Genomic DNA, 26,150 nt, shown 5'->3' on the forward strand with positions numbered 1-26,150 from the left:
GATGCGATGCCGGCGAGCGAACGCGAGAAAATGGCGGCAGGCGAATGGTATTGCTGCCTGGACGACGAGCTCGATCTTTTGCGCCGCCAAGCGCGCCTGGCCGTCCATGCGCACAATACGCTGCCGCCCGACGAGCGCGGCGCCATGGCGCCGGCCCTGAGGGCGCTCTTTGCAGGAGTGTCGCCTGATGTCTTCATCGAATCGCCATTTCACTGCTCCTACGGCATCAACATCACGCTCGGCGAACGCGTCTATTTCAATGCAGGCTGCACCATCCTCGATTCCGGCCGGGTGACCATCGGCGACCGCAGCATGTTCGGACCCGGCGTGCAGATCTATTGCGCCGAGCATCACAAGGAGGCCGCACTTCGCAGCGCCGGCATCGAGATCGCCCGGCCGGTTTCGATCGGCAGCGATGTCTGGATCGGGGGCGGCGCCATCATCCTCGGCGGTGTCACGATCGGCGAGGGCGCGATCGTCGGTGCAGGCGCCGTGGTGACGCGGGATGTGCCGGCCGGCGCAACCGTGGTCGGCAATCCGGCCCGCATCCGATAACGACGGCAAGACGGCATTCCAAACGGCCCTGCCACCTCGACAGCGGCGATCATTCCGCTAGATCATCGGCGAACGGGAGGAAATATCATGACAGCACAGAACCTACCGATCGAAGGCGGCTGCCGCTGCGGCCGGGTGCGGTTGAAGATCAGCGCGCCGCCGCTGCTGACCATGGCCTGCCATTGCACGGGCTGCCAGAAGATGACCGCGAGCGCCTATTCGCTGAGCGCCGCCATCCCCAGCGAAGGTTTCGAGGTCACGAAAGGCGAGCCGGTGATCGGCGGCCTGCACGGCGTGACGAAACATTATTTCTGCCCACACTGCATGAGCTGGATGTTCACCCGCCCGGAAGGCATGGACTGGTTCGTCAACCTGCGCGTGACCATGCTCGACGATCCGAGCTGGTTCATCCCCTTCATCGAGACATGGACGAGCGAGAAGCTGGCCTTTGCCGAAACCGGCGCGGTGCATAGCTATGAGGCGCTGCCGGCAATGGAGGCCTATGAAGGGCTGGTGAAGGAATATATGGCCGGACGCTGACCTCAGAAGCCCTGGAAGAGAAAATCCAGGGCGCCGATGATACGATCGCTGTCGGAGGTGAGATCCGCGGCAACGACGCCGATCTCCTTTATCGAAACCGCACCGATAAATTGGGTTGCCATCACGTATGGCACGTCATTGATCACGAATTGCGGATTGAGTTGGCGCATGATTTTGGGAAGCGCTTCCAGCGGAAGCATCGGCGCCATGATACGCGTCGTCAGCTCGCCATGCAGGTCTGACTGCAGATCGAGAGCAAGCGCATCGGTATGGATGAGATTGTAAACATGAAACCGAGCCATCAGAACTGGCGATATTTCTGAAACGGCAGACCGTGCTTCTCGACATAGGCATTGGAAGCGGCAATAGCCTCGGCGTTCTCGATCCGCCAGAGCCGCTCGCGTTCCGCCTTTATGGCTTTCGCGATTCCATCTTCCGCCGCTCTGGATATGTTGATCCTCAGCTCGCGCGCCTGCGTGACAAGGCCTTCATCGAGAGAGAGGTTCGATGCTTTTCTTAGCCGCTGAGCCATAACGATCTCCTTGGTCTCATGCGCAGATCATATGCGCATGAGATGCCATTGAGAAGCGTTATTCGTCGCCCATCTTCAGCGCTGCGATGAAGGCTTCCTGCGGAATCTCCACCTTGCCGAACTGGCGCATGCGCTTCTTGCCGGCCTTCTGCTTGTCGAGCAGCTTGCGCTTGCGGGTGGCATCGCCGCCGTAGCATTTCGCGGTCACGTCCTTGCGCAGCGCCGAGATCGTCTCGCGGGCGATGACGTTGCCGCCGATCGCCGCCTGGATTGGGATCTTGAACATGTGCTTCGGAATCAGCTCCTTGAGCTTCTCGCACATGTCGCGGCCGCGCTTTTCCGCCGCGGTGCGGTGCACCATCATCGACAGCGCGTCGACCGGCTCGCCGTTGACGAGGATCGACATCTTCACGAGGTTGCCCTCGCGGTGGTCGGTGAGCGTATAGTCGAAGGAGGCATAGCCCTTGGAGATCGACTTCAGCCGGTCGTAGAAATCGAAGACGACTTCGTTGAGCGGCAGGTCGTAGGTCAGCATGGCGCGCGTGCCGACATAGGTGAGCTCGATCTGGATGCCGCGGCGGTCCTGGCAGAGTTTCAGGATGCCACCGAGATAGTCGTCCGGCGTCAGGATCGTCGCGCGGATCCACGGCTCATGGATTTCGGAGATCTTGACGACGTCGGGCATGTCGGCCGGGTTGTGCAGCTCGCGCTCCGAGCCGTCGGTCATGAACATCTTGTAGACCACCGAGGGGGCGGTGGCGATGAGATCGAGGTCGAACTCGCGCTCCAGCCGTTCCTGGATGATTTCGAGATGCAGCAAGCCGAGGAAGCCGCAGCGGAAGCCGAAGCCGAGGGCGGCCGAGGATTCCATTTCGAAGGAGAAGGAGGCGTCGTTGAGGCGAAGCTTGCCCATGGCGGCGCGCAGATCCTCGAAGTCGGCGGCATCGACCGGGAACAGGCCGCAGAACACCACCGGCTGCGCCGGCTTGAAGCCCGGCAGCGCTTGTGCGGTCGGCCGCTTGTCCTCGGTGATCGTATCGCCGACGCGGGTGTCGGCCACTTCCTTGATCGAGGCGGTGATGAAACCGATCTCGCCGGGGCCGAGGCTGTCGACATTGACCATCTTCGGCGTCAGCACGCCGACGCGCTCCACCTGGTATTTCGCATCGGTGCCCATCATGCGGATCGTCTGGCCCTTGGTCAGCACGCCGTCGATGATGCGCACGAGAACCATGACGCCGAGATAGGTGTCGTACCAGCTGTCGACGAGCAGCGCCTTCAGCGGCGCCTTGTCGCCGCCCGGGCTCTTCGGGGCCGGCAGCCTGTTGACGATCGCCTCCAGCACGTCGGGAATGCCGAGGCCGGTTTTGGCCGAGATCAGTACGGCCTCCGAAGCGTCGATGCCGATCACTTCCTCGATCTGCTCCTTGATGCGGTCGGGTTCGGCGGCGGGCAGGTCGATCTTGTTGAGGACGGTGACGAGCTCATGATTGTTGTCGATCGCCTGGTAGACATTGGCGAGCGTCTGCGCTTCCACGCCCTGGCTGGCGTCGACGACGAGCAGCGAGCCCTCGCAGGCCGACAGCGACCGCGACACTTCATAGGCGAAGTCGACGTGGCCGGGCGTGTCGATCAGGTTGAGAATGTATTTCTCGCCATTGTTTGCCTGGTAATGCAGGCGCACCGTCTGGGCCTTGATGGTGATGCCGCGCTCTCGCTCGATATCCATATTGTCGAGCACCTGCTCGGACATTTCGCGCTCGGCAAGGCCGCCCGTCGTCTGGATCAGGCGGTCGGCCAGCGTCGATTTGCCGTGGTCGATGTGGGCCACGATCGAAAAGTTGCGGATATGGGATAGCGGAGTGGTCGAATTGGTGCTCATGCGCGCCATATAGCAGCGCCGCCCCCTGCCGCAAAGCGGTAATTATCCCGCTGTTTACGCTATTTTGTCAGCCGGTCGGACGCGTCTCAGACCGGCCAGGTCTCCAGCCGCCAGGCCGAATCCCAGAACATCCATTCATATTGCGAGGCGCGCACGAACACATCCATCATCTGAGCACGCTCCGAAGGCGATGCGGCGCGGGCGGCGATATCGGTCAGGGCGATCACTTCGCGGGCGCCGGCGGCAAATTGCGGATCGCCATAGGTGTTGATCCAGGCCTGGAAAGCATTGCCCTCGATCGCCGGCCGGCTCTTGATCGCCTCGCCGACATGCCAGTAGATCCAGAAGCAGGGAAGGATGGCGGAAAGTGCGACTGCATAGGAGCTGTGATAGGCGGTGGCGAGCAGGAAATTCGTGTAGGCGAAACAGGAGGGTGAGGGTTCGGCTGCGGTGACATCCTCGGAGCTGATGCCGAACTGGGTGAGGAAGCCGGCATGCAGGCCCTGCTCGACGGTGATCGCCTTCTGCGCCGAACCGAGGAAGCGCAGCACCTGCGCATTGTCAGGAGCCTTGGCTGCGACGATCGCCAGGCAGCGTGCATAATGCTTGAGGTAAAGCGCATCCTGGAGGATGTAGTGGCGGAAAACCTCAGGCGGCAGCGTGCCGTCGGAAAGACGCGTGAGAAGCGGCAGCACCTCGATCTCGGCCATGACGGGCGCGATCCTGTCCCAGGCGGCGGCCGTGAAGCTTCCAGTCAGTTCCGTGCTTTGCGTGCCGGCGTCCATCACTCTCTCCGATCTCGATTGCGCTGTCATATATCGGCGAGGCTGTGGCGAAAGCAAGGGTGGTTTGCCCGCCCTGCCGAGGCTTGATTCCATCATCGGATCATGTATTTCTCTTATAGTAGAAATTGGATCGAAACATGGAAGAGCAGCTGGAACAGGCAATCGGCATCCGGATCCGCAAGCTGCGGCTGGATAAAGGATTGACCCTCGATGATCTCGCCACGGCCTCCGGGGTCAGCCGGGCGATGATTTCGCGCATCGAGCGGGCGGAGGCGAGCCCCACCGCCTCGCTGCTGGCAAGGATCTGCGCTGCGCTCGGCCTGTCGCTGTCGGCTTTTTTCGCGGAGGAAGGGGAGCAGGTGTCGCCGTTGGCCCGCCGTGAGGAGCAGCAGGTCTGGCGCGATCCGGAGACCGGTTATATCAGGCGGTCCGTTTCAGCTCCGGGCACCGCCTCCGACGTCGATATCGTCGAAGTCGAATTCCCCGCTGGCGCCCGCGTCAGCTTTCCCCCGCATGCGGCATCGCATGGCATGACCCAGCATATCTGGCTGTTCGACGGCGAGCTGGAGATGACGGCGGGCGAGGTGGTCTACCGGCTGCGCCCCGGCGATTGCCTCTTCATGCCGGTCGGCGAAGGCCATGTCTTCCACAATCCCGGCAACGCGCCGGCGCGTTATTGCGTCGTGCTCGATCGCGGCAGCCGATAGCAACATTCATTTCAGGAGAAGACCATGCCCGATATTCGCACCCTTTCCGCCGAGGAGGCGCGCGCCGCCATTCCAGCGCTGGCACAAGTGCTTGCCGATTGCGTCGCCGGCGGCGCCTCCGTCGGCTTCATGCAGCCCTATGGGTCAGACGATGCCGAACCCTATTGGCGCGATGTCGCCGACGCGGTCGCTACCGGCGGCAATCTGCTGCTGGTCGCCGAACTGGAAGGCCGGATCGTCGGCACGGTGCAGGTGGGCGCCGCGCAGATGCCGAACCAGCCGCACCGCGGCGATCTGAAGAAACTGCTGGTGCATCGCTCCGCCCGCGGGCGCGGTCTCGCCCGGCTGCTGATGCAGGCCGCCGAGCGCGAGGCGGCGAGATGCGGCAAGACCCTGCTAGTGCTCGACACGGCAACCGGTAGCGATGCCGAGGCGATCTATCCGCGCCTGGGCTGGCAGCGTGTCGGCGTCATCCCCGATTATGCCCTGTGGCCGCAAGGCGGCTTCTGCGATACCACCTTGTTCTACAAGCGGCTCGCCTGAATGCGCCGGCTTATCTCAGATGGCTCATCGCGAATGGCTGAAAGCGGAAAGCGTCTCGCGGAGCCTGGCTCCTGCCGTCCATTGCGCCGCGTTCCAGCCGAACTGCCGCGCCGCTTCGACATTCACCGTCATATCGTCGATGAAGCCGATCTCGCCGGGCAGGGCGCCGGCCCGCTCGGTCGCCAGCCGGAAAAAATCCGGCGACGGTTTGCTGTGTCCGAGCGCTGCGGAATAGAGGATGTCGTCGAAATGGGCGTTAAGACCCAACTGCTCCATCAGGTAGCGCGCCCGCCTGTGCTCCTGATTGGTCGCCAGGAACAACGTGACGCCGCTTTGCCGGAGAGCAGCAAGCTCATCGAGCAGAACGCGGTCGAGATGGGAATCGTTTTCGAACCAGTAATCGATCAGCGTCGCGGCGCTGAGCTGCGGCGCGATCTTTGCCAGCACTTTGGCAAGGCTGGGCTCCAACGGCTCACGGCCAACGATGATGTCGGCCCAGCAGGTCTGGAAGAATTCCCGCTGCAGCAGGTCGAGGCGCAGCCCGAGATCGCGCTCAAGATAGGTGAAGTGCGGCAGGCCATCGGCCGGCCGGCCATGAATGAGCACGCCGTCGACATCGACCATCAACACTTTCATGCGGAAAATTTCCTCGTTCTCGAAACACCGGCGAAGGTGGCGTTGTTGCTCTGGATGATCAAGAGGTCGCTTCACCGCTTTTTTGTCGCGGCAACCCCGTGTAAATCTCGACCTTCAATCAACGGCAGGATCTGAAATGCGCGTCATTTATTCCGAAGACCACAAGCTGCGCGATGCCAAGACTGAGCTCCATGCCGGCCAGCTGGTGACGCCATTCGAGGCGCCGTTCCGGGCCGAATGGATCCTGGCGGCGGTCAAGGAGGCGGGTTTTGCAGATGTCGTGGCGCCCGATGCGCACGGGCTGGAAACGGCCAAAAAGGTGCATGATCCCGCCTATCTCGATTTTCTCGCCACGGTCTGGGACCGCTGGGTGGCGGCCGGTTTCACCGGCGAGGCGATCGCCAATTCCTTTCCGGTCCGCCGCACCAGCCAGCGCGTGCCCGATAATATCGTCGGCGCGATCGGCCATTATGCCAATGCCGCCGACACCTCGATCACCAAGGGTTCCTACGAGGCGGCGATCGCCTCGATGCGCTGCGCGCTGACGGGCGCCGACTGGCTGGGTGAGGGCAATCGTTTCGCCTTTGCGCTCTGCCGCCCGCCTGGCCATCATGCCGGCATCGATCTTTTCGGCGGTTATTGCTTCATCAACAATTCGGGTGTGGCGGCGCAGCGGCTGCTCGATCGCGGCGCGAAAAAGGTCGCCGTGCTTGATGTCGATTTCCACCATGGCAACGGCACGCAGGATCTCTTCTATCACAGAGGCGATGTCTTCACCGCCTCGCTGCACGGCGATCCCATGCAGGCCTTTCCCTATTTCCTCGGCCATGCCGACGAGGAGGGCGAGGGGGCGGGCACCGGCGCCAACCGCAATTATCCGATGCCGCCGGGCACGCCCTGGGACGTCTGGTCTGCGGCCCTTGCCGATGCACTTGTCCGCATCAAGGCCTTTGGCGCCGAGGCGATCGTTGTCGCACTCGGCGTCGATACTTTCGAGCGCGACCCGATCTCCTTCTTCAGCCTGACCTCCGACGATTTCATCCGCATGGGTGCGATGATCGCTTCTGCCGGCCTGCCGGTGCTTGCCTGCATGGAGGGCGGCTACGGCGTGCCGGAAATCGGCCTCAACGTCGCCAATGTTCTCAAGGGTCTGGAAGCCTGATCGCTTGATATGACCGACGAGACTATTCCATCCGATATCCCGACACCGCGCATGCTGAGCTGGGCGCGCAACTCCGCCATCTATCGTCTCGAGCGGCGGATGATGTCGGAAAAGCAGCTCTTCGACGCCATCACCCGCAAGGCCAAGGAGAAGTTCGAGGATATCAGCGCCGCACAGCTCAAGGCGGTCGCCGATTTCGCCGTCAAATTTGCCTATGACAACAAGGTACTCGACGATAGCGCCTATGCCGAGATCAGCACGCGCTCTGCCGTGCGCGGCGGCAAATCGAAGCGCGCGATCGCCCAGAAGCTGACAGCCAAGGGCGTCTCCGGCGATAAGGTCGAGGCGGCACTTGAGGCGGCGGACGATCTCTGTGCTGCGGCGATATTTGCCCGCAAACGCGCCTTCGGTCCCTTCCGCCGGGTCGAGCTCGACGACAAGCGAAAGGCGAAGGAACTCTCCGCCTTCGCCCGCAACGGCTTCAGCTTCGAGATCGGCAAGAAGGTCTTCGACATGAGCTTCGAAGACGCCGAGGAGGTGATCTTCTCCGGCCGCCTCTGATGCATCAGGTCTTTTGCTGCCTGGATCAGAAGTTTGAATTTGCCGCTTTCAAGTCGCCTCCGTATGAAGAGCTCTCAAGCGGAGATGCTGCACATGGAAGAGAGAACGAGTGACGGTTCCGGCGTGCTGGCAATGAAAGCGCCTGCAGCATCTGGCGGCCTGGCGGCTGGCGCGCTGATGTGCCTGATGTCCATGTCCTCGATCCAGTTCGGCGCGGCACTTTCCTCCTCCGCCATCGCCGCCTATGGGCCTGCCGGCGCCAGCTGGTTGCGCCTTGCCTTTGCCGCCCTCATTCTGGCCGTCGCGGTCCGTCCGCGCATATTCAGCTACACGAGAGAGCAATGGACGAGCGCTCTGGTTCTCGGCACGACGACGGCGCTGATGACGATGAGCTTTTTCGCGGCGATCGAGCGCATACCGCTCGGTCTTGCCGTAGCGATCGATTTTCTCGGCCCGCTTTCGGTCGCGACCATCGGCTACGGGCTCAGCCGGCGCCTCGTCTGGCCGTTGATTGCCGCGCTCGGCGTTCTCGCTCTTGCCCATGATGGTGAAGGCTGGGTTGGGAATATTCAGGGCATTCTCTTCGCCTGCGGCGCGGGAACCGGTTGGGCGATTTACATCGTGCTCACCAAGAAGATCGGCGCAAGCTTTAAGGGGCTGGAAGGGCTTTCCATGTCGCTGATGGTTGCCGCTCTGGTCGCCACACCTTTCGGCTTTGCAGGCGCGGTGCCGGCGCTCGATAGTTATGGCCTGATCGAAATGGCGGGCCTTGCTGTTCTCGTGCCGCTGCTACCCTACACGCTGGAGCTTATTGCCCTGCGGCGCATGCCGACAACTTCCTTCGGCATCCTCATGAGCCTCGAGCCGGCCATTGCCGCACTTGCGGGCTTCGCCATTCTGGCGCAGCCTATGACCCTGCTGCAGATGGCGGGAACGGCGCTGGTCGTCGCCGCAAGCGCCGGCGCGACCTTTTCGGCAAAGCAGTAAGGGATCAGCCCGTCCTCCTAGTGGGATCGTCGAGGGCGGGATTGTAGAACAGCGAGAGCGTCAGGCTTTTGGCGATCCGCTCGGCCGTCGCCATGAACCAGGCCTTGGCTTCCGGCGTTGGCGCGATATCGTCGAGCGTCGCGGCAAACAGCGACAGCCATTTCGGAAAGAGGTCGGGCGTCAGGTTCTGGACGCCGGTATGCGCCTGCACCGGCTTGCCGCCATAGGCGCCGCTGCGGAAGGCGACCGCTGACCAGAAACTTTTCATCTTCTCCATATGCGCCGGCCAGCGGCCGGAGAGCCGCGCGTCGAACACCGGGCCGAGATCGGGATGCGCAAGCACGCGAGCGTAAAAAGTCTCGACCAGCCTGCCGATGAAGGCCTCGTCGACACCCATGTCCAGCATCTCGGCCTCCGCCCTTTCGCGGATCGCCGCGACATGGGCAGGGCGGCCCTGAATCTCATTGTTCATTGCAAAACCCCGGCGCCGCGTGATGCGGCGCTCTTCATATAGGTGTTCATGACGGTGAGCCAAAGTCATCAGTGCCTGCTTGCGGCAATCTGTCAGCGGGCCTTCACGCACTCTTGACCCTCATCCTCTCCTTCTTTAGATTTAGAATAATTCTAAAATATGGAGTAAGTCATGCTGGCGCGGTTTTTCAGATCCTCGAAACGATCGTTCGAATCGCTGTCCGAGCAGGAGATTCTCGCCCTCGCGATCGCCTCCGAGGAAGACGATGCCCGCATCTATCTCGCCTATGCCGACAGGCTGCGCCGCGAATTCCCGGCCTCGGCCAAAGTCTTCGAAGACATGGCCGAGGTCGAGGACACGCATCGCAAATCGTTGTTCGAGATCCATCGCCAGCGTTTCGGCGAGCGCATTCCGCTGATCCGGCGCGAACATGTCGAAGGTTTTTATGAGCGCAAGCCCGACTGGTTGAGGGCAAATCTGACGCTGGATGCGATGCGCCGGGAAACCGAGGCGATGGAGGAGCAGGCCTACCGTTTCTATGTCGAGGCGGCAAAACGCACCTCGGATGCCTCGACGCGCGAACTTCTCGGTGACCTCGCGCTTGCCGAACAGGGGCATGAGGATATCGCCCGCATGCTGGGCGACAAACATACGCCCGAAGATGTCAAACGCGACGAGAACGAAACGGTGCATCGGCAATTCGTGCTGACCTATGTGCAGCCGGGCCTTGCCGGGCTGATGGACGGTTCGGTCTCGACGCTGGCGCCGATCTTCGCCGCAGCCTTCGCCACGCAGGATACCTGGCAGACCTTCCTTGTCGGTCTTTCCGCCTCCGTCGGCGCCGGCATCTCGATGGGCTTCACCGAGGCCGCCCATGACGACGGCAAGATTTCCGGCAGGGGCTCGCCGGTCAAACGCGGCCTTGCCTGCGGCATCATGACGGCGCTCGGCGGCCTCGGCCACGCCCTGCCTTACCTCATCCCGCACTTGTGGACGGCGACAATCACCGCCGCAATCATCGTCTTCTTCGAACTCTGGGCAATCGCCTTCATCCAGAACCGCTACATGGAAACCCCCTTCCTGCGCGCCGCCTTCCAAGTGGTCCTCGGCGGCGGCCTGGTGCTCGGCGCGGGTATTTTGATTGGGAATGGGTGAGGGGCGGTTGGCGAAGCCGAGCAATCGATCCAGTGAATCGATTGCAGCGACGAACGCGCTGAGCCCAAGGCGAAAGGCCGGGCAGCAGTGGAGCATGCCGAAGCCTTTATTTCGGGCGGTCCGCCCAACGATCAGCTTTGCCGGTCGCGTCGAATGTTTCGGCGAGGAAGGCTGATCTCAGACGCGCTCAACGATTAGCCCTCATGGTGAGGAGGCCCGCAGGGCCGTCTCGAACCACGAGGGCGGGTGGGGGAATGCCACCCCACAGCATCTACATCTGCCGAGGCCGGTGGCCCAGCCCCGTCCTTCGAGGCTTCGCCCTTCGGGCTACGCACCTCAGGATGAGGCTGGAGAGACCGCATGCCGGCATCTCTCCCCGTTGGGGAGAAGGGGATTCGTGGTGGCGGCTCATTCCTCTTGAGACCTTTGATATGCAAATGATGACCGTTCAGCTCGCTCCCCCTTCTCCCCAGCGGGGAGAAGATGCCCGTCAGGGCAGATGAGGGGAGTGAGGAGCGCAAGCGACGAACGCCTTAAGCGTAAGCGAAAGGCAGGTAGCGGCAAACACTACAGTTCTCGGGCATAGAAAAAGACACCGTCCACCCAAAAAGCAAAAGGCCGGCTTTCGCCGGCCTTTTCCCACGCCCCCCAAAAACTCTTACCGCAGTGCGCCGACCAGAACGTCGCGGCCGTTCTCGATGGTGACCCAGCGGCCGGAATTGTAGCTCGACTGGCGCTTGACGAAGGAATAGGGCGTGCCAAACCAGGGCTTGACGTCGGAGGCGAGGTTGTCGAGTACGAAGTCGCCCTCGGCGGTGCGCAGCGTCAGCACGGCATGGCCTTCACCGTCGGGCTTGCGCACGACGGTCATCAGCAGATCGGCGGCCGAAAAGCCGCGCTGGATCAGCATGCGGCGCTTCAGCAGCGCGAAATCCTCGCAGTCGCCGGCAGTGGTCGGATAGGCCCAGACTTCATCCTTGCCGTAGATTTCCTTGTCGGTCATCGGCGTGATCGTGCGGTTGACCGTGGCGTTGACCGAACGCACCAGCGACCACTTTGCCGGGGTCATCTCGACTGGACCGGAATTGCGGTTTGCCCCGCATTCGCTGCGGTGGATCTGACAGAAATCATAGTGTCCGATCGGCTGGGATGTGGCATTGCCCGTGACCATTGAAGCATTTCTGCTGGGGGCCGGTATGGCGGCCGTCGCCATCGCAAACATGGCCATCATGGCCACAAAAATACCCTTCATCCGCACGCCCGCTCTTCCTCGCATCGCCCCTTATTTATTAACAAAGTGTTAATGGAGAGGGCCAAGAAGAGTCAATCGTTACTTCTTGGGAGCACCTTGCGACTCGCCGACATGGTTAAAATGCAACGGGTTGAGCACTTTCATCACGGGAATTTCACGGCCGGTGCGGCTCAAGCGGGTATCTGCCTGCTTGTCGATGAGCCGACGATGCCTTTCACGGCGCTGAGCAGAAGCGCGATATCGCTCGGGCGGGAAAGGCGGTGGTCGCCGTCGCGGATGAAGGTCAGCACCACGTCATCGGCGGGAAGATGTTCGACGAGTTTCATCGCATGTGCATGCGGCACGTCGGCATCTTTCATGCCCTGGAGGATATGCACCGGGCAGCCCGTTTCGATGATGCCGTCGAGCACCCGGTTTTGGCGGCCGTCCTCGATCAGCGCCCTGGTATAGATATTCGGCTCGGGACTATATTGCGATCGTTCTTCGAAATAGCCGCGCTCGGCAAGCGACTTGCGCTCCTTGGCCTTGAGGTTCGGCTCGATCAACTCGGAGGTGAAATCCGGTGCCGGTGCGATGAGCACCATGCCGACGAGCTTCGGGCCGCCCTGCCGGGCAAGTTCCTGCGCCAGCCTGAGCGCGATCCAGCCACCCATCGAGGAGCCGACGAGGATCACCCGTTCCGGGGCGACATGGCGGATGACGGCCAGCGCCTCCTCCAGCCAGCGCGAGATCGTGCCGTCGCGGAAGCTGCCGCTGGAGAGCCCGTGGCCGGAATAGTCGAGGCGGATGCAGGCGAGCCCAAGCTCCGCCGCCAATCCGTCGAGTTCCACGGCCTTGGTGCCGCTCATATCGGAGCGATAGCCGGATAACCAGATGAGCGCCGGTGCGTCGCTGCCGGCTTGCGCCGGGCGGACGATGATAGCGATATCACGCACCGCTTCACCCTCGCCGACCGTCAGGAACTGCGGCTGGGCATTGGGCATCTGATCGAACATCGGCGAAACTCCTGTTATTTTGGTCTATAAAACAGATTCTTGGCAGGCTGACAGCGGGTGATTTTTCCGCTAAAGGATGATATTGACTCCGTTGCAGCGATGACGCGACACGTTTGTGCACCCCGATATGGGAGCGCGAGGCTGCAACGTTCCGAAACAACGCGAGGAGAATACGACCATTCGCAGACCTTTTAAAACCGACGCGCCCGTGAAGGACGGACCGCGCTCGAACCGTGAAATCCGCATTCCCAAAGTTCAGCTGATCGGGGCTGACGGCGAGAATATGGGCGTCGTGCCTACCGACCAGGCCTTGAGAATGGCTGAGGAAGCCGGCCTCGATCTCGTCGAAATTTCCCCCAATGTCGAACCGCCTGTGTGCAAGATCCTCGATCTGGGCAAGCTGAAATATGCCAACCAGAAAAAGGCTGCCGAGGCGCGCAAGAAGCAGAAGATCGTCGAAGTCAAAGAAATCAAGATGCGCCCGAACATCGACACCCATGATTATGAGGTGAAGATGAAGGCGATGGGTCGCTTCTTCGACGAAGGCGACAAGGTCAAGGTGACGCTGAAGTTCCGCGGCCGCGAAATGGCCCACCAGGAACTCGGCATGAAGCTGCTGCAGCAGGTCAAGGCCGATACGACCGAGTTCGCCAAGGTCGAAGCCGAGCCCAAGCTCGAAGGCCGCCAGATGATGATGGTGCTGGCGCCGAAGTAAGCGCCAGGCACTTTTTCGCCCCAAGGCCGTCCGCAAGGGCGGCTTTTGTGCTTTCTGACACTGGTGCTTACGAGCGTGCGAAGATTCCTCCGCAGCCCCGTTGCACTTTCAGGACGCTGCGGTTATAAGCGCGCGTCCGAACTGACCGGCAGGGCATGCCGTGGCAGTTTCGAATGCTTGCGGAACGGTTCGTCGCCGAAGCCGCAGATCAACAACAAACGCTCCCGCACCTTGTTGCGACGGCCGGAGAACCGGACTTCGCGAGAAGGGCTTTTTTGATGAAGCGCGCAGGGAGGACAGAAGGAGTAGCAAAATGCCCAAGATGAAGACGAAGTCCTCTGCCAAGAAGCGGTTCAAGATCACCGCAACCGGCAAGGTCAAGGCTGCCGCTGCCGGCAAACGCCATGGCATGATCAAGCGTACCAACAAGTTCATTCGCGATGCACGTGGCACCATGGTTCTCGCAGAACCGGATGGCCGCAAGGTTATCAAGAATTACCTGCCGAACGGTCTCTGAGACTCGTCCGCGAACGCTAGATTTAAGGAGATCATGATATGGCACGTGTAAAAAGAGGCGTCACCGCCCACGCCAAGCATAAGAAGGTTCTGAAGGCCGCCAAGGGCTTTTACGGCCGTCGCAAGAACACCATCCGCACCGCCAAGGCTGCGGTCGATCGCTCGAAGCAGTACGCTTACCGCGACCGCAAGGTCAACAAGCGCAACTTCCGTGCGCTCTGGATCCAGCGCATCAACGCCGCTGTCCGCGAATTCGGCCTGACCTACGGCCGCTTCATCGACGGCCTGAACAAGGCCGGCATCGAAGTCGACCGCAAGGTTCTCTCCGACATGGCGATCCACGAGCCGGAAGCATTCGGCGCGCTCGTCAATGCTGCCAAGAAGGCTCTTGAGTACCTCAAGGAAGCCGGTACGGCCAACGAGTTTGAAGGCGCGGTCAAGTAACCAGCGCTTCCCAAGCTTTGAATTTATGATTTTGGGAAACCCGCGCTGGTTTGGGCTAGCGCGGGTTTTTCTTTCTTTATATTCCTTGCGCCGGCCGCCGCCGCCTGCCTCCCGATCGCCCGCCTGATACTGGACGGAAAGAAGTGACAATGTCAGATATCGACCAGCTCAACGCATCGCTGCTCGCCGAAATCGCTGCCGCCAATGACGAGGCGGCCCTGGAAGCGGTGCGCGTTTCCGCCCTCGGCAAGAAGGGCTCCGTCTCCGAACTGTTGAAGACGCTCGGCGCCATGACGCCGGAAGAACGCCAGACCCGGGGCGCTGCGATCAACGTTTTGAAGAATGCGGTGACCGAGGCGCTCGCCGCCCGCAAGGCGATGCTCCGCCAAGAGGCAATCAATGCGCGGCTGAAAGCCGAAACCGTCGATGTCAGCCTGCCGGTGCGCTCTTCGCCCGCCGAGCGCGGCCGAATCCATCCGATCAGCCAGATCGTCGATGAAATCACCGCTATCTTCGCCGACATGGGTTTCTCCATCGCCGAAGGTCCGGATATCGAGACCGACTACTACAATTTCACCGCGCTGAATTTCCCCGAAGGCCACCCGGCCCGCGAGATGCACGACACCTTCTTCTTCCATCCGGACGAGAACGGTGAGCGCAAGGTGCTGCGCACCCATACCTCGCCGGTGCAGGTGCGCACCATGGAGACGCAGAAGCCGCCGATCCGCATTATCATTCCCGGCAAGACCTACCGCCAGGACAGTGATGCCACGCATTCGCCGATGTTCCACCAGGTCGAAGGCCTGGTCATCGACAAGAAGGCCAACGTCGCCAACATCCGCTGGGTGCTCGAGGAATTCTGCAAGACCTTCTTCGAGGTCGACAGCGTGACCATGCGCTTCCGTCCGTCCTTCTTTCCTTTCACCGAGCCCTCTTTCGAGGTCGATATTCAGTGCGACCGCTCCGGCCCGATCGTCAAGTTCGGCGAAGGCACCGACTGGATGGAGATCCTCGGCTGCGGCATGGTCCATCCGAACGTGCTGCGCTACGGCGGGCTCGATCCGGACGAATATCAGGGTTTTGCCTGGGGCATGGGCCTCGACCGCATCGCCATGCTGAAATACGGCATGCCCGACCTGCGCGATTTCTTCAACGCCGACGTCCGCTGGATGACGCATTACGGCTTCCGCCCGCTCGACATGCCGACGCTGTTCGGCGGCCTCAGCGCTTGAACGGAGAATTGGGACGATGAAATTCACGCTCTCCTGGCTGAAAGAGCATCTGGAAACGGATGCCGGCCTCGATGAAATCTGCACGCGCCTCACCCAGATCGGTTTGGAGGTCGAGGATGTCGATGACAAGGCGGCGTTCAAGCCCTTCGTCATCGCCAGAGTTGTCTCGGCGGAAAAACATCCTCAAGCCGACCGCCTGAAGGTGCTGATGGTCGATACCGGCGCCGGCGCGCCGGTCCAGGTCGTCTGCGGCGCCCCGAATGCCCGCGCCGGCCTCATCGGCGCCTTTGCCGCTCCCGGGACCTATGTTCCCGGCATCGACGTGACGCTTGCCGTCGGCAATATTCGCGGCGTCGAAAGCCACGGCATGATGTGCTCCGAAAAGGAGCTGCAGATATCGGACAGCCATGACGGCATCATCGATCTGCCGGAAGATGCACCGATCGGAAACAGTTACGCCGCATATGCGCATCTCGACGACCCGGTCATTGAAATCAACCTGACGCCGAACCGGCCGGATTGTACCTCGATCCACGGCATCGCCCGTGATCTCGCCGCCTCCGGTCTAGGCACGCTGAAGACCAGGCCCGCGCCGTCCTTTGCCGTCGAAGGCGAGACGCCGGTAAAGGTGACCCTCGATCTCGACGATCAGAGGCTCTGCCCTGGCTTTGCGCTGCGCCTGGTGCGCGGCGTCAGGAACGGGGCTAGCCCGCGCTGGATGCAGCAGCGGCTCACCGCCATCGGCCTGCGCCCGATCAATGCGCTGGTCGATATCACCAATTACATGACCTTCGACCAGGGCCGGCCGATGCACGTCTTCGACGCCGCCAAGGTCAATGGGAACCTCACCGTTCGCCGCGCCGTCGAGGGCGAGACCGTGCTGGCGCTCGATCAGCGCGAATACAAGCTCGGTCCGAACAATGTCGTCATCTCGGATGAAGACGGCATCGAATCGATCGGCGGCATCATGGGTGGCGAACATTCCGGCTGCGACGAAAACACCGTCGACGTGCTGATCGAATCCGCTCTCTGGGACCCGATGAACATCGCCAAATCGGGCCGCAGCCTCGGCATCATCACCGATGCCCGCTACCGCTTCGAACGCGGCGTCGATCCGGACTATATGGTGCCCGGTCTCGAACGCACGACGGAACTGGTGCTGGAACTCTGCGGCGGCACAGCCGCCAGAGCCGAGGTCGTCGGCTATAAGGGTTACGAAGCAAAGATCGTCGATTTCCCCTATTCCGAGGTCAAGCGCCTGACGGGGCTCGACGTCTCGGATGAGGAAAGCAATAGCATTCTGACCCGCCTGGGCTTCACGGTCTCCGGTTCCGGCGAGCGTGTCTCCGTCGCTGTTCCTTCCTGGCGTCCCGATGTCGATGGCAAGGCCGATCTCGTCGAGGAGGTCATGCGCATTCACGGCGTCGACAATATCAAACCGGCACCGCTGGAAAGTCATGCGGCCGTCAACGGCAAGATCCTGACGACGCTGCAGATCCGCACCCGCCTCGCCAAGCGAGCGCTCGCCGCGCGCGGCATGCTCGAGGCCGTCACCTGGTCCTTCATTCCGGAAGATCAGGCAAAGCTTTTCGGCGGCGGTTCGCCCGCCCTCAAGCTTGCCAATCCGATCGCCGCCGAAATGTCGGATATGCGCCCCTCGCTGCTGCCCGGCCTGCTGACCGCAGCCCAGCGCAATGCCGACAAGGGTTATGGCGACGTCGCCCTCTTCGAGGTCTCCGGCACCTATGAGAACGACAGGCTCGAGGGGCAGCGCCGCGTCGCCGGCGGCATCCGCCGCGGCACGGCCTCGCTTGCCGGCGCTGGCCGCATGTGGTCGAACGCCGCCAAGGGCGGCGGCAAGCCGGTCGATGTTTTTGACGCCAAGGCCGATGCGCTCGCCGTCATCGAAGCCTGCGGCCTGCCGATGGGCAATATCCAGATCGAGCAGGGCGGTCCTGAATGGTATCATCCCGGCCGCTCCGGCACGATCAAGATGGGGCCGAAAGTCGTGCTCGGTTATTTCGGCGAATTTCATCCGCTGACGCTTGAAGCGCTCGATGTCTCTGGTGCCCTCTGCGGCTTTGAAGTCTATCTCGATGCCATGCCTGAGCCGAAGAAAAAGGCGACCCGCACCAAGCCGGCGCTCGATCTTTCGCCTTTCCAGGCGGTCAAGCGCGACTTCGCCTTCGTCGTCGACAAGACGGTGGAAGCGGGCGCCATCATCAAGGCTGCGACAAGCGCCGACCGCAAGCTGGTGACCGGCGTCAACGTCTTCGACATTTTCGAGGGCGCATCGGTTGGCGAGGGCAAGAAGTCGGTGGCGATCGAGGTTCAGATCCAGCCGGCCGAGCGCACGCTGACAGATGAGGATTTCGAAGCGCTGACCCAGAAGATCGTCGCCAGCGTAACGAAATTCACCGGCGGCGTCCTCAGAAGCTGATCTTTGCCGGCTAACAACAGAAATAATCGACCGGCCGCGTTGGCCGGTCTTTTCATCTATGAAGATGGTAGAGCTTGCTGACGATCGTCCATCGGCCGTCGATCTTCAGCAGTGAGAGATAATCGGTAAAGCGCATCCCGGCGAAATCGTCGGTGACCTTGACGCTCGCCGCATCACCCTCGACATCGACGCTCTGGATATCCATAAAGGGCTGCGTGCCGGGCGGGGCCGGCTCTTCCGCCAGGATCGCGGCGATGAATTCGTCCCGCGTCAGCCATTCGACGGCATTCTGGTAATGGCCGATGATCGAGCTTTTGGGGTGAAAGGCCTTTTTCAAGGCCGCCTCATTGGCGAAGGCCATGCCTTCGACATAGAGATGAACCGTCTGTTCGACTGCCTGCCTGTCCGACATATCGTCATCCCGTTCTTCGAGATGGCGTTAGATAGTTTCGCCGGCCGCGATGGCAAGCCCGGCCGGTTGTATCCGGCCGGGCTTTTGTTGCTTAAAGGTTCGTCATCGCAAGCGAGGCGTCCGAATAACGTTTTCCCGCCACCTGTGCGGCCGGGATCGCCGCGCCGAGTTGCTCGAGTTCGGCCGCGCTCAGCACGATATCGGCGGCGGCGGCGTTCTGTTCGAGATGGTGAAGCTTGCGGGCTCCGGGGATCGGCACGATGTCGTCTCCCTGGCTTAGCACCCAGGCAAGCGCCAGCTGTGCGGCGGTCACACCCTTCTCGGCGGCAAGCTGTTCGAGCGTTGCGACGAGGGCTGCGTTGGCGTCGAAATTCTCCGCCTGGAACCGCGGCACCTGCCGGCGGAAATCATCCGCGGCAAGATCTTCGGTCTTGATCGCCCCTGTCAGAAAACCGCGGCCGAGCGGGCTGTAAGGAACGAAGCCGATGCCGAGTTCGCGGCAGGTGGCAAGCACGTCTTCCTCCGGATCGCGCGTCCAGAGCGAATATTCGCTCTGCAGCGCTGCGATCGGATGGACCGCATGGGCGCGGCGGATGGTGGCGCTGCCCGCTTCGGAGAGGCCGAGGGCGCGGACCTTGCCTTCCCTCACCAGCTCGCCCATGACGCCGATGGTCTCCTCGATCGGCACGTTGGGATCGACGCGGTGCTGGTAGAAGAGGTCGATGGTTTCGATGCCGAGCCGTTTCAATGAGGCCTCGGCGACCGCCCGCACATGCTCGGGGCGGCTGTCGACGCCGGCGATGGCGGCGGCACCTTGCTGGCTGGTATCGATCTTGAAGCCGAACTTGGTGGCGATCACCACGCGGTCGCGGAATGGTTTCAGCACCTTTCCGACAAGGGCTTCGTTGGTAAAGGGGCCATAGACTTCGGCAGTGTCGAAAAACGTGACGCCGAGTTCGACGGCGCGATGGAGCGTCCTCACCGATTCCGCTTCGTCGCTGGCGCCATAGGCGAAACTCATGCCCATGCAGCCGAGGCCGACGGCAGAGACGGTCAGATCGTTTCCGAGTTTCCGGGTTTTCATGTTGCGCTCCTTTTCTGAGCTGGCGACCGCTCTATGCGGTACGGGCAGACCATATCCTTGCCGCACCAGTCACAAAATACATGCGGTTTCTAACGGGTTGTTCTATCATTTCGATCAATGAACAGAACTCAGCTCTCGCAACTCGCCGTTCTCGCTGCCGTCTCGGAGCATCGCAGCTTCCGCGCCGCGGCCAAGGAACTCCTCGTCGCGCCGTCAGCGATCAGCCATGCCATATCAAGCCTGGAGGAAAGCCTGGGGGTCAGGCTTCTGGCGCGCACCACCCGCAGCGTCGCGCCGACGGAGGAAGGGCGACTGCTTCTCGAAAGGCTGCGTCCGGCGCTCGAGGAGATCGATATTGCCCTGGAGGCCGTCCGCGACACGCGCGCCAAGCCGGCCGGCAACCTGCGCATCACCGCGCCGCGCTTCGCCTCCGATCTCCTGCTCGCCCCGCGCCTCGGCGATTTTCTCAACCTCTATCCCGATATCACCCTGGAGATTGCTAATGAGGATGGCTTCACCGATATCGTCAAGGAGGGGTTCGACGCCGGCATAAGGCTGGAGGAGAGCCTGGAGGCCGATATGATCGCGGTGCGGTTCTCACCCCATTTGACGACTGTCATCGCCGCATCGCCCGAATATTTCAACCGCTATCCAAAACCGGAGCACCCACGCGACCTCGTCCATCATCGTTGCATCAAGCGGCGCTTTACCAACGGCTCCATCTATCGCTGGGAATTCGAAAAGGACGGGCAGGAATTGGTCGTTGCGGTCGACGGGCCACTGATTGTCAGTGAGGACCGGCTAGCCCTGCTTGCGGCGCTCAACGGCGCCGGCCTTGCCTATCTCTTCGACATGCGGGTGGATGCCGAACTGGCGAGCGGCAGCCTCGTGCGGGTGCTGGAGGATTGGTGCGCGCCCTATTCCGGGCCGTTTCTTTATTATCCCACCCGGCGGCAGATGCGCCCGGCGCTGCGGGCCTTCATCGATTTCTTCAGATATGCCGCTGCCTAATTCCTTGGATCGTCATCGATCTAAGGAATTAGGCAGCAATTCCAAGTGCTACAGCGTCCTTTGCGCGTCTGACGCGGCGCTATAGAAGAATGCGGGCGGCCGGCAAGAGACCTGCCGCCCGCTCTCAAATCCTTCAGGCAGCCTTGGCCTTCTGGTTTGCCGCCGTGGTGGCGAGCTGCGAGAGGGTCTTGTCGGTCGCCGTTTCTTCCTGCAGCGTCTGGTCGAGCAGGCTGACGACATCCTTGAAGCCGAGCGTCGCAGCCCAGGTCTTCAGCGTGCCGTAACGGGCGATCTCATAATGCTCGACGGCCTGGGCCGCCGAAATCAGGCCGGCATCCAGCGCCGGCGTGCCCTTGAATTCCTCCATGATTTCTTCGCCCTCGGCGATAATGCCCTGGATCGCCTCGCAGGTCTTGCCCTGGGCGCGTTTGCCGATCTTCTCGAAAACCTGCTGCAGGCGCTCGACCTGGCCTTCGGTTTGCTCCAGGTGCTTCTGGAAACCCGCCTTCAGTTCAGCGGACTGGGCGGCGCGCGCCATCTTCGGCAGGGCGCGCAAGATCTGCCGTTCGGCAAAATAGATGTCCTTCAGCGTATCGTAGAAGAGATCTTCCAACGTCTTTTCCTTGGCCATTTTCTCGATCCTTGTTCTGGGGAAGGCCGCGAATGCGGCGACACATTAAGAAGCAAGGATTGCGCAAATTGTTCCCGATCGATTTCGGGTGGACTGGAAATCTGCTCCGGGCGATGTTTGCTGCCATCGATATTGAGAGGAAGAGAACGTCATGCGAAAGCCGGGTTCGATGAAGGGTCTGGAGGATCTTGGCCGGATAAGGCTGTCGCAGAACTTCTTTTTCCGCGATTTCCTGCACTCCGAAATTGCCGATTTCCACCGCATTCCCAATATTCCCGAGGATCCCGATCTGGCAATCGAGGCAGGCAGGAGGCTTTGCCAGGAATTGCTGGAGCCGCTGGAAGCGACCTTCGGTCGTCTGCATATCCGCTCCGGCTATCGATCGCCCGATGTCAACAGGTTCGGCAACGACAACAATCTGAACTGCTCGACCAATGCCGCCACCGCAGCCCATCACATCTGGGACATGCGGGACTTCGACGGCTGCATGGGTGCCGCAGTCTGCATCGTTGTGCCGTGGATGCTCGACCGCTACACCGACGAAAGCGACTGGCAACGGCTTGCGTGGTGGATCCACGACCATTTGCCCTATGCCTCGCTCTGCTTCTTCCCTAAGCTCTGGGCCTTCAATATCCAGTGGCACGAACGGCCAAAACGGGTGATCCAGAGTTATATCAGCCCGCGCGGCATCCTCACCAAACCGGGCATGACAAACTGGGAGGGGCAGCATTCCGAATGGTATGAGGGTTTTCCCGCGCTCAAAAGCTGATGCGGTAGCGGATGTGCCCGTCGCTCTCGACATAGCTGTCGTAGAGCGCCCGGGCCGTCTTGTTCTGTTCGCTCGTATGCCAATAGAGCCGCGACCAGCCCTTCGCCTTGCCGAGCTCGACGAGATCGTCCATCAGCGCCCGCCCGACGCCTTTGCCGCGTGCCTCGGGATCGACGAACAGGTCTTCGAGATAGCAGTCCCTGCCGCGGATCCACGTGCCCTCATGGGTGAGATAGAGCGCAAAGCCCATGATCCCGCCGTCGACCTCGGCGACGCGCATGGCGATCGCCGACGCCGGATCGAAAACCCGGCGCCATGTCTGGTCGGTGATATCGGCATCGACCGTAACCTCGTAAAAGGCGAGATAATCAGCCCAGAGTTCGCGCCAACGCGCTTCGTCTTCGGAGCGGGCATCTCGGATCGTCACGGTCATCGTCTCTTCTCTTTCAGCGGCCGGCTTCGTCGAGCAGCGCCATCGCGTCATCGGAAAGCTGAAGTGTCGCTGATTTCGCCAGGCTTTCAAGCTGCGAAAGACTGGTGGCGCTGGCGATCGGCGCCGTCACGCCCTTCTTGCGCAAGAGCCAGGCGAGCGAAATTTCCGCGGGCTTGGCGCCGGTTTCAGCGGATACCCTGTCGAGTGCGGCAAGAATGCGCAGGCCCTTGTCGTCGAAATAGGTCGAAACCCGGCCCTCGCGGGCGCGGCCTTGCGTATCCGCCTTGCTGCGGTACTTGCCGGTGAGGAAGCCGGCGGCGAGGCTGAAATAGGTGATGACGCCGATATCCTCTTTGACGCAGAGCTCGGCCAGCGGCCCCTCGAAGCTCGAGCGCTCATAGAGGTTATATTCCGGCTGCACCACATCGTAACGCGGCAGGCCGGCCTTTTCGGCAGCGTCGAGGGACGCCTGCAGCAGCGTCGCATCATAATTCGAGCAGCCGATGGCGCGGATCTTGCCCTGCTGCTTCAGCTTGGCAAAGGCGCCGAGCGTTTCCTCGTGCGGCGTATCGGCGTCCGGCCAATGCGAGAGATAGAGATCGATATAATCGGTCTGCAGCCGGCTGAGCGAATCCTCGACCGCTTTCAGGATATAGCGCTCCTTGAGCGTCTTTCCCTGTCCCATGTCCGAACCGACCTTGGTGACGATCACGGCCTTGTCGCGGGAAACCTTGGCCTGCTTCAGCCAGCGCCCGATGATCTCCTCGGAATCGCCGCCCTTGTTGCCGGGAACCCAGGCGGAATAGACATCCGCCGTATCGATCGTGTTGAGGCCCGCATCGAAGAAGGCGTCGAGAATGGCGAAGGATGTTTTCTCTTCGGCCGTCCAGCCGAAGACATTGCCGCCGATGACGATCGGCGCGATCGAAAGCCCCGTTTTTCCAAGCCGGCGCATTTCCATGACGCTCTCCAAAATGGTGATGTAATTGAAATCGCGGATACGGCAGAACGCCGTCCAGGAGTATGATGCCGAAACATCATTCTCTAACGATCTGAGAGAACCTAGCGCGATCCTGGCATGAGGGAAGGCAAACTTCCGTGATTTCGGCCCGCGCCATTGCGCCGCAGCGAAGCCCTGAATATGGTTCGCAGACACCTGTTTGGGAGGCTTGGACCATGTTGCGCTTCGGTATCATTTCAACGGCAAAGATCGGCCGCGACAATGTCGTTCCTGCAATCCAGGACGCGGAGAACTGCGTCGTCACAGCGATCGCCAGCCGTGATCTCGCCCGCGCCAGGGAGATGGCCGACCGTTTTTCGGTGCCGCATGCCTTCGGCTCCTATGAGGAGATGCTGGCCTCCGACGTCATCGACGCGGTCTATATCCCGCTGCCGACCTCGCAGCATATCGAATGGTCGATCAAAGCAGCCGATGCCGGCAAACACGTGCTCTGCGAAAAACCACTCGCCTTGAAGGCCGGCGATATCGACGAGGTGATCGCCGCCCGCGACCGAAACCGCGTGGTGGTCACCGAAGCCTACATGATCACCTATTCCCCGGTCTGGCAGAAGGCGCGCGCGCTGATCGACGAGGGCGCGATCGGCAAGCTCCGGCATGTGCAGGGCGCCTTTACCTATTTCAACCGCGACGCCGCCAACATGCGCAACATTCCAAAGCTTGGCGGCGGCGGCCTTCCCGATATCGGCGTCTATCCCGTCATGGGCACGCGGTTTTCCACCGGCAAGGAGCCGCTCCGGATCCAGGCCGTTACCGAGCGCGATCCCGAATTCGGGACGGATATCTATTCGAGCGTCAAAGCCGATTTCGGCGATTTCGAGCTGAGCTTCTATATCTCGACGCAGATGGCCAACCGCCAGGTCATGGTCTTTCACGGCACCGACGGCTACATCGAGGTCAAGTCGCCGTTCAACGCCAATCGCTTTGGGCCCGAAGAGATCGAGCTTACCGACCGCAGCCACAATGAATCTCGCATCTTCCGTTTCCAGGACAGCCGCCAGTACAAGCGGGAAGTCGAAGCCTTCGCCCGGGCAGTGGAGGACGGCAAGGAAGAGCTCGTCACGCTCGAAAATTCGAAATTGAACCAGAAGGTGATCGACGCGATCTATCGCGCCAGCGAGAAGGACGGCTGGGAAGCCGTCTGACTATTCCGTCCGGAAGACGAAGCGCGAATAGCCGAAGAAGCTGAAGATCATCGAGGCGAGGCTGGCGATCACCATCGCTGCAAGCGGCTGTACGGACGGCAGCGACAGCAGAAGCGCGGAATAAAGCCCGTAATTGACCAGTGCTGCCGTCACCCCGACCGAGCCGTAGCGAAAGCCTTCTGAAGCAAGCGATCGGCCGGAGCGATCGAAGGTGAAGCTCCGGTTGAAAGCCCAGGTCGCCGCCATTGCCAGCGCGATCGCGACGAGCCGTGCCAGGAATGGCCCGAGCGGCGTCAGATGGAGCAGCGCCGACAGGACGCCGGCATCGACGAGAAAGCCGATGCCGCCGGCAATGGCGAAGCGGACGAGCTTTCTCATGCCGCATCCGCCTTGCCGGGACGCGTGCGCGATGCGGGCGCTGCTTCGCCGAGCGGCGCCTTGGTCGCGCTCGGCGTCTCCAGGCTCATATAATGGATACGAAGCTGTTCGGCGCGGGCACGGGCCACCGAATCCAGGATGACGCCGGCGGTGAACAGCATGAAGGAGATCATCATCAGCGCCATCGACAGCACCCAGGTCGGCATGCGGCTGACGAGGCCCGTCTGGAAATATTCCGCCAGCACCGGCGCCATGAAGCCGAGGCTCGCCAGCATGAAGGTGGCGCTGATCGTGCTGAAGAAGGCGAAGGGCCGGGTTTCCTTCATCAGCATGGCGAACATCCAGAGGATCTTGCCGCCGTCGCGAAATGTCGAAAGCTTGGAATGCGAGCCTTCCGGCCGGCGGCCGTAATCGAGTTCCAGCTCGCTGACCGGCAGCTTCAGCCGCGAGGCATGCACGGACATCTCGGTTTCGATTTCGAAGCCGCCCGATACCGCCGGGAAGCTTTTGACGAAGCGGCGCGAGAAAGCGCGGTAGCCGGAAAAGATATCGGTGAAATCGGGGCCGAAGATCGTCCGATAGAGCAGGTTGAAAAGCCGGTTGCCGAGCGCATGGCCCTGGCGGCCGGCATCGGCATGCACGCCGCGCCGGGTTCCCACCACCATATCGGCGCGCTCGGTCAGCAGCGTCCGCACCAGCTCTTCGGCATCGCCGGGCGTGTAAGTGCCGTCGCCATCGGCGATGATGTAGATGTCGGCATCGATATCGGCGAACATACGGCGCACGACATGGCCTTTGCCCTGCCGCCGCTCGCGCACGACATGCGCGCCGGCAAGCATCGCCTGCAGCGCGGTGCCATCGGTGGAATTGTTGTCGTAGACGTGGATCGCCGCATCCGGCAGCGTCGCCCGGAAGCCCCGCACCACGGGGCCGATCGTCGCGGCTTCATTATAGCAGGGAAGCAGGACGGCAATGTCCAGTTTATCGGTACGCGATCGGGCCATGACTTTACTCGTTACACAAAAGCCGTGCCGAGCCTAAACCACCCGGCGTTAATAAGACCCTATGACGAAAGCAAAATCGGCAGCTGCCGTTATCGGCTTTACACTTTCTTGATCGGCTGCGGCTAAGCTTCGGCATCTGGAAACAAAGTGCTAA

Annotated in this window: 32 protein-coding genes; 17 read left to right on the plus strand and 15 right to left on the minus strand. The window is 61.6% G+C overall.

The window, feature by feature from the left end:
* The first annotated feature begins 6 nt into the window (after positions 1-6).
* Together CO657_RS21680 and CO657_RS21685 are read left to right on the plus strand one after the other, a co-directional pair.
* Positions 7-555 (plus strand): sugar O-acetyltransferase, encoded by a 549-nt coding sequence (locus CO657_RS21680; RefSeq protein ID WP_054182117.1) that lies wholly within the window; start codon positions 7-9, stop codon positions 553-555.
* An 87-nt stretch (positions 556-642) separates the two neighbouring features.
* A complete protein-coding gene (locus CO657_RS21685) occupies positions 643-1,095 on the plus strand; it encodes a GFA family protein (RefSeq protein ID WP_054182116.1) in 453 nt (150 codons plus the stop codon).
* A 2-nt stretch (positions 1,096-1,097) separates the two neighbouring features.
* Here the strand turns inward: CO657_RS21685 and CO657_RS21690 are convergent, their stop codons facing one another.
* The 4 genes from CO657_RS21690 to tenA all read right to left on the minus strand — a co-directional run bounded on the left by CO657_RS21690 (position 1,098) and on the right by tenA (position 4,294).
* Complete coding sequence (locus CO657_RS21690; protein WP_054182115.1) at positions 1,098-1,397, minus strand: CcdB family protein; 300 nt, start codon at positions 1,395-1,397, stop codon at positions 1,098-1,100.
* The gene (locus CO657_RS21695) at positions 1,397-1,627 is read right to left on the minus strand and encodes a type II toxin-antitoxin system CcdA family antitoxin (RefSeq protein ID WP_054182114.1); all 231 of its coding nucleotides are present in this window, start codon (positions 1,625-1,627) and stop codon (positions 1,397-1,399) included. Before CO657_RS21695 ends, CO657_RS21690 begins: the two co-directional genes overlap by 1 nt.
* A 58-nt stretch (positions 1,628-1,685) precedes the next feature.
* Positions 1,686-3,518 carry a translation elongation factor 4 gene (lepA, locus tag CO657_RS21700; RefSeq protein ID WP_012559632.1) on the minus strand — a complete coding sequence of 611 codons (1,833 nt, stop codon included), beginning with the start codon at positions 3,516-3,518 and terminating at the stop codon, positions 1,686-1,688.
* 77 nt (positions 3,519-3,595) lie between these two features.
* The gene (tenA, locus tag CO657_RS21705) at positions 3,596-4,294 is read right to left on the minus strand and encodes a thiaminase II (RefSeq protein WP_054182113.1); all 699 of its coding nucleotides are present in this window, start codon (positions 4,292-4,294) and stop codon (positions 3,596-3,598) included.
* Between the two features lie 137 nt (positions 4,295-4,431).
* Here tenA and CO657_RS21710 point away from each other — a divergent pair, with 137 nt between their 5' ends.
* On the plus strand, positions 4,432-5,001 hold the full coding sequence (locus CO657_RS21710) for a helix-turn-helix domain-containing protein (RefSeq protein WP_054182112.1): 570 nt from the start codon (positions 4,432-4,434) through the stop codon (positions 4,999-5,001).
* Between the two features lie 24 nt (positions 5,002-5,025).
* The gene (locus CO657_RS21715; RefSeq protein ID WP_054182111.1) at positions 5,026-5,544 is read left to right on the plus strand and encodes a GNAT family N-acetyltransferase; all 519 of its coding nucleotides are present in this window, start codon (positions 5,026-5,028) and stop codon (positions 5,542-5,544) included.
* Between the two features lie 24 nt (positions 5,545-5,568).
* On the opposite strand, the gene CO657_RS21720 is transcribed toward CO657_RS21715, so the two are convergent.
* On the minus strand, positions 5,569-6,180 hold the full coding sequence (locus CO657_RS21720) for an HAD-IA family hydrolase (RefSeq protein ID WP_054182110.1): 612 nt from the start codon (positions 6,178-6,180) through the stop codon (positions 5,569-5,571).
* Positions 6,181-6,316: 136 nt separating this feature from the next.
* Here CO657_RS21720 and CO657_RS21725 point away from each other — a divergent pair, with 136 nt between their 5' ends.
* From CO657_RS21725 to CO657_RS21735, 3 genes are all read left to right on the plus strand, one after another.
* Positions 6,317-7,342 (plus strand): histone deacetylase family protein, encoded by a 1,026-nt coding sequence (locus CO657_RS21725; protein WP_054182109.1) that lies wholly within the window; start codon positions 6,317-6,319, stop codon positions 7,340-7,342.
* A gap of 9 nt (positions 7,343-7,351) precedes the next feature.
* Positions 7,352-7,903: a recombination regulator RecX gene (recX, locus tag CO657_RS21730; RefSeq protein WP_054182108.1), complete on the plus strand. Its 552-nt coding sequence runs from the start codon at positions 7,352-7,354 to the stop codon at positions 7,901-7,903.
* A 93-nt stretch (positions 7,904-7,996) separates the two neighbouring features.
* Positions 7,997-8,890 (plus strand): EamA family transporter, encoded by an 894-nt coding sequence (locus tag CO657_RS21735; protein ID WP_054182107.1) that lies wholly within the window; start codon positions 7,997-7,999, stop codon positions 8,888-8,890.
* Positions 8,891-8,894: 4 nt separating this feature from the next.
* Here CO657_RS21735 and CO657_RS21740 read toward each other — a convergent pair whose 3' ends face one another.
* Positions 8,895-9,362, minus strand: a complete 468-nt coding sequence (locus CO657_RS21740) for a group III truncated hemoglobin (protein ID WP_054182106.1) — start codon at positions 9,360-9,362, stop codon at positions 8,895-8,897.
* Between the two features lie 171 nt (positions 9,363-9,533).
* On the opposite strand from CO657_RS21740, the gene mbfA reads away from it, so the two are divergent.
* On the plus strand, positions 9,534-10,517 hold the full coding sequence (gene mbfA / locus CO657_RS21745) for an iron exporter MbfA (protein ID WP_054182105.1): 984 nt from the start codon (positions 9,534-9,536) through the stop codon (positions 10,515-10,517).
* A gap of 658 nt (positions 10,518-11,175) precedes the next feature.
* Here the strand turns inward: mbfA and CO657_RS21750 are convergent.
* Complete coding sequence (locus tag CO657_RS21750) at positions 11,176-11,748, minus strand: transglutaminase-like cysteine peptidase (protein WP_245279827.1); 573 nt, start codon at positions 11,746-11,748, stop codon at positions 11,176-11,178.
* On the opposite strand from CO657_RS21750, the gene CO657_RS37325 reads away from it, so the two are divergent.
* Positions 11,681-11,821 carry a hypothetical protein gene (locus tag CO657_RS37325; RefSeq protein WP_245279848.1) on the plus strand — a complete coding sequence of 47 codons (141 nt, stop codon included), beginning with the start codon at positions 11,681-11,683 and terminating at the stop codon, positions 11,819-11,821. The two genes, CO657_RS21750 and CO657_RS37325, sit on opposite strands and share 68 nt — an antisense overlap.
* Before the next feature lie 118 nt (positions 11,822-11,939).
* On the opposite strand, the gene CO657_RS21755 is transcribed toward CO657_RS37325, so the two are convergent.
* Positions 11,940-12,764, minus strand: coding sequence for an alpha/beta hydrolase (locus CO657_RS21755; protein WP_054182104.1), 825 nt, complete (start codon positions 12,762-12,764; stop codon positions 11,940-11,942).
* Between the two features lie 178 nt (positions 12,765-12,942).
* Here CO657_RS21755 and infC point away from each other — a divergent pair, with 178 nt between their 5' ends.
* The 5 genes from infC (at position 12,943) to pheT (ending at position 18,111) form a co-directional block, all read left to right on the plus strand.
* Positions 12,943-13,479: a translation initiation factor IF-3 gene (gene infC / locus CO657_RS21760; protein WP_012559640.1), complete on the plus strand. Its 537-nt coding sequence runs from the start codon at positions 12,943-12,945 to the stop codon at positions 13,477-13,479.
* A gap of 313 nt (positions 13,480-13,792) precedes the next feature.
* The gene (gene rpmI, locus CO657_RS21765) at positions 13,793-13,996 is read left to right on the plus strand and encodes a 50S ribosomal protein L35 (protein WP_003570998.1); all 204 of its coding nucleotides are present in this window, start codon (positions 13,793-13,795) and stop codon (positions 13,994-13,996) included.
* Positions 13,997-14,034: 38 nt separating this feature from the next.
* Positions 14,035-14,439, plus strand: coding sequence for a 50S ribosomal protein L20 (gene rplT / locus CO657_RS21770; protein ID WP_003589162.1), 405 nt, complete (start codon positions 14,035-14,037; stop codon positions 14,437-14,439).
* 149 nt (positions 14,440-14,588) lie between these two features.
* A complete protein-coding gene (gene pheS / locus CO657_RS21775; protein ID WP_054182103.1) occupies positions 14,589-15,671 on the plus strand; it encodes a phenylalanine--tRNA ligase subunit alpha in 1,083 nt (360 codons plus the stop codon).
* Positions 15,672-15,687: 16 nt separating this feature from the next.
* On the plus strand, positions 15,688-18,111 hold the full coding sequence (gene pheT, locus CO657_RS21780; protein WP_054182102.1) for a phenylalanine--tRNA ligase subunit beta: 2,424 nt from the start codon (positions 15,688-15,690) through the stop codon (positions 18,109-18,111).
* Between the two features lie 52 nt (positions 18,112-18,163).
* Here the strand turns inward: pheT and CO657_RS21785 are convergent, their stop codons facing one another.
* Entirely contained in the window at positions 18,164-18,523 is a 360-nt protein-coding gene (locus CO657_RS21785; protein ID WP_054182101.1) for a nuclear transport factor 2 family protein, read from the minus strand.
* Positions 18,524-18,614: 91 nt separating this feature from the next.
* Positions 18,615-19,607, minus strand: a complete 993-nt coding sequence (locus CO657_RS21790) for an aldo/keto reductase (protein ID WP_054182100.1) — start codon at positions 19,605-19,607, stop codon at positions 18,615-18,617.
* A gap of 117 nt (positions 19,608-19,724) precedes the next feature.
* On the opposite strand from CO657_RS21790, the gene CO657_RS21795 reads away from it, so the two are divergent.
* A complete protein-coding gene (locus tag CO657_RS21795; RefSeq protein WP_054182099.1) occupies positions 19,725-20,618 on the plus strand; it encodes a LysR family transcriptional regulator in 894 nt (297 codons plus the stop codon).
* 133 nt (positions 20,619-20,751) lie between these two features.
* On the opposite strand, the gene CO657_RS21800 is transcribed toward CO657_RS21795, so the two are convergent.
* On the minus strand, positions 20,752-21,249 hold the full coding sequence (locus tag CO657_RS21800; RefSeq protein ID WP_054182098.1) for a YciE/YciF ferroxidase family protein: 498 nt from the start codon (positions 21,247-21,249) through the stop codon (positions 20,752-20,754).
* A gap of 151 nt (positions 21,250-21,400) precedes the next feature.
* On the opposite strand from CO657_RS21800, the gene CO657_RS21805 reads away from it, so the two are divergent.
* Positions 21,401-22,018 (plus strand): hypothetical protein, encoded by a 618-nt coding sequence (locus tag CO657_RS21805; RefSeq protein ID WP_054182097.1) that lies wholly within the window; start codon positions 21,401-21,403, stop codon positions 22,016-22,018.
* Here the strand turns inward: CO657_RS21805 and CO657_RS21810 are convergent.
* Complete coding sequence (locus CO657_RS21810; protein ID WP_054182264.1) at positions 22,008-22,451, minus strand: GNAT family N-acetyltransferase; 444 nt, start codon at positions 22,449-22,451, stop codon at positions 22,008-22,010. The two genes, CO657_RS21805 and CO657_RS21810, sit on opposite strands and share 11 nt — an antisense overlap.
* Before the next feature lie 13 nt (positions 22,452-22,464).
* The gene (locus CO657_RS21815) at positions 22,465-23,412 is read right to left on the minus strand and encodes an aldo/keto reductase (protein ID WP_003589152.1); all 948 of its coding nucleotides are present in this window, start codon (positions 23,410-23,412) and stop codon (positions 22,465-22,467) included.
* A 215-nt stretch (positions 23,413-23,627) separates the two neighbouring features.
* Here CO657_RS21815 and CO657_RS21820 point away from each other — a divergent pair, with 215 nt between their 5' ends.
* On the plus strand, positions 23,628-24,614 hold the full coding sequence (locus CO657_RS21820; RefSeq protein ID WP_054182096.1) for a Gfo/Idh/MocA family protein: 987 nt from the start codon (positions 23,628-23,630) through the stop codon (positions 24,612-24,614).
* Here CO657_RS21820 and CO657_RS21825 read toward each other — a convergent pair whose 3' ends face one another.
* Entirely contained in the window at positions 24,615-24,992 is a 378-nt protein-coding gene (locus CO657_RS21825) for a GtrA family protein (protein WP_003589149.1), read from the minus strand. It abuts the gene before it with no gap.
* Positions 24,989-25,996 carry a glycosyltransferase gene (locus CO657_RS21830; protein ID WP_054182095.1) on the minus strand — a complete coding sequence of 336 codons (1,008 nt, stop codon included), beginning with the start codon at positions 25,994-25,996 and terminating at the stop codon, positions 24,989-24,991. Before CO657_RS21830 ends, CO657_RS21825 begins: the two co-directional genes overlap by 4 nt.
* Positions 25,997-26,150: the final 154 nt, after the last annotated feature.

The organism is Rhizobium acidisoli (assembly GCF_002531755.2).
In the GTDB taxonomy this organism is placed as follows: Bacteria; Pseudomonadota; Alphaproteobacteria; order Rhizobiales; family Rhizobiaceae; genus Rhizobium; species Rhizobium acidisoli.

Coding starts and splice junctions, on each gene's coding strand:
- CO657_RS21720 (WP_054182110.1), bottom strand. CDS start 6,180: ATGAAAGTGTTGATGGTCGATGTCGACGGCGTGCTCATTCATGGCCGG.
- CO657_RS21830 (WP_054182095.1), bottom strand. CDS start 25,996: ATGGCCCGATCGCGTACCGATAAACTGGACATTGCCGTCCTGCTTCCC.
- CO657_RS21715 (WP_054182111.1), top strand. CDS start 5,026: ATGCCCGATATTCGCACCCTTTCCGCCGAGGAGGCGCGCGCCGCCATT.
- CO657_RS21810 (WP_054182264.1), bottom strand. CDS start 22,451: ATGACCGTGACGATCCGAGATGCCCGCTCCGAAGACGAAGCGCGTTGG.
- CO657_RS21685 (WP_054182116.1), top strand. CDS start 643: ATGACAGCACAGAACCTACCGATCGAAGGCGGCTGCCGCTGCGGCCGG.
- CO657_RS21755 (WP_054182104.1), bottom strand. CDS start 12,764: ATGTTCGATCAGATGCCCAATGCCCAGCCGCAGTTCCTGACGGTCGGC.
- pheS (WP_054182103.1), top strand. CDS start 14,589: ATGTCAGATATCGACCAGCTCAACGCATCGCTGCTCGCCGAAATCGCT.
- mbfA (WP_054182105.1), top strand. CDS start 9,534: ATGCTGGCGCGGTTTTTCAGATCCTCGAAACGATCGTTCGAATCGCTG.
- CO657_RS21785 (WP_054182101.1), bottom strand. CDS start 18,523: ATGTCGGACAGGCAGGCAGTCGAACAGACGGTTCATCTCTATGTCGAA.
- CO657_RS21680 (WP_054182117.1), top strand. CDS start 7: ATGCCGGCGAGCGAACGCGAGAAAATGGCGGCAGGCGAATGGTATTGC.
- CO657_RS21815 (WP_003589152.1), bottom strand. CDS start 23,412: ATGGAAATGCGCCGGCTTGGAAAAACGGGGCTTTCGATCGCGCCGATC.
- CO657_RS21790 (WP_054182100.1), bottom strand. CDS start 19,607: ATGAAAACCCGGAAACTCGGAAACGATCTGACCGTCTCTGCCGTCGGC.
- lepA (WP_012559632.1), bottom strand. CDS start 3,518: ATGGCGCGCATGAGCACCAATTCGACCACTCCGCTATCCCATATCCGC.
- CO657_RS21750 (WP_245279827.1), bottom strand. CDS start 11,748: ATGATGGCCATGTTTGCGATGGCGACGGCCGCCATACCGGCCCCCAGC.
- rpmI (WP_003570998.1), top strand. CDS start 13,793: ATGCCCAAGATGAAGACGAAGTCCTCTGCCAAGAAGCGGTTCAAGATC.
- recX (WP_054182108.1), top strand. CDS start 7,352: ATGACCGACGAGACTATTCCATCCGATATCCCGACACCGCGCATGCTG.
- pheT (WP_054182102.1), top strand. CDS start 15,688: ATGAAATTCACGCTCTCCTGGCTGAAAGAGCATCTGGAAACGGATGCC.
- CO657_RS21820 (WP_054182096.1), top strand. CDS start 23,628: ATGTTGCGCTTCGGTATCATTTCAACGGCAAAGATCGGCCGCGACAAT.
- CO657_RS21740 (WP_054182106.1), bottom strand. CDS start 9,362: ATGAACAATGAGATTCAGGGCCGCCCTGCCCATGTCGCGGCGATCCGC.
- CO657_RS21710 (WP_054182112.1), top strand. CDS start 4,432: ATGGAAGAGCAGCTGGAACAGGCAATCGGCATCCGGATCCGCAAGCTG.
- CO657_RS21795 (WP_054182099.1), top strand. CDS start 19,725: ATGAACAGAACTCAGCTCTCGCAACTCGCCGTTCTCGCTGCCGTCTCG.
- CO657_RS21690 (WP_054182115.1), bottom strand. CDS start 1,397: ATGGCTCGGTTTCATGTTTACAATCTCATCCATACCGATGCGCTTGCT.
- rplT (WP_003589162.1), top strand. CDS start 14,035: ATGGCACGTGTAAAAAGAGGCGTCACCGCCCACGCCAAGCATAAGAAG.
- CO657_RS21695 (WP_054182114.1), bottom strand. CDS start 1,627: ATGGCTCAGCGGCTAAGAAAAGCATCGAACCTCTCTCTCGATGAAGGC.
- CO657_RS21725 (WP_054182109.1), top strand. CDS start 6,317: ATGCGCGTCATTTATTCCGAAGACCACAAGCTGCGCGATGCCAAGACT.
- CO657_RS21805 (WP_054182097.1), top strand. CDS start 21,401: ATGCGAAAGCCGGGTTCGATGAAGGGTCTGGAGGATCTTGGCCGGATA.
- tenA (WP_054182113.1), bottom strand. CDS start 4,294: ATGGACGCCGGCACGCAAAGCACGGAACTGACTGGAAGCTTCACGGCC.
- CO657_RS21735 (WP_054182107.1), top strand. CDS start 7,997: ATGGAAGAGAGAACGAGTGACGGTTCCGGCGTGCTGGCAATGAAAGCG.
- CO657_RS21825 (WP_003589149.1), bottom strand. CDS start 24,992: ATGAGAAAGCTCGTCCGCTTCGCCATTGCCGGCGGCATCGGCTTTCTC.
- CO657_RS21800 (WP_054182098.1), bottom strand. CDS start 21,249: ATGGCCAAGGAAAAGACGTTGGAAGATCTCTTCTACGATACGCTGAAG.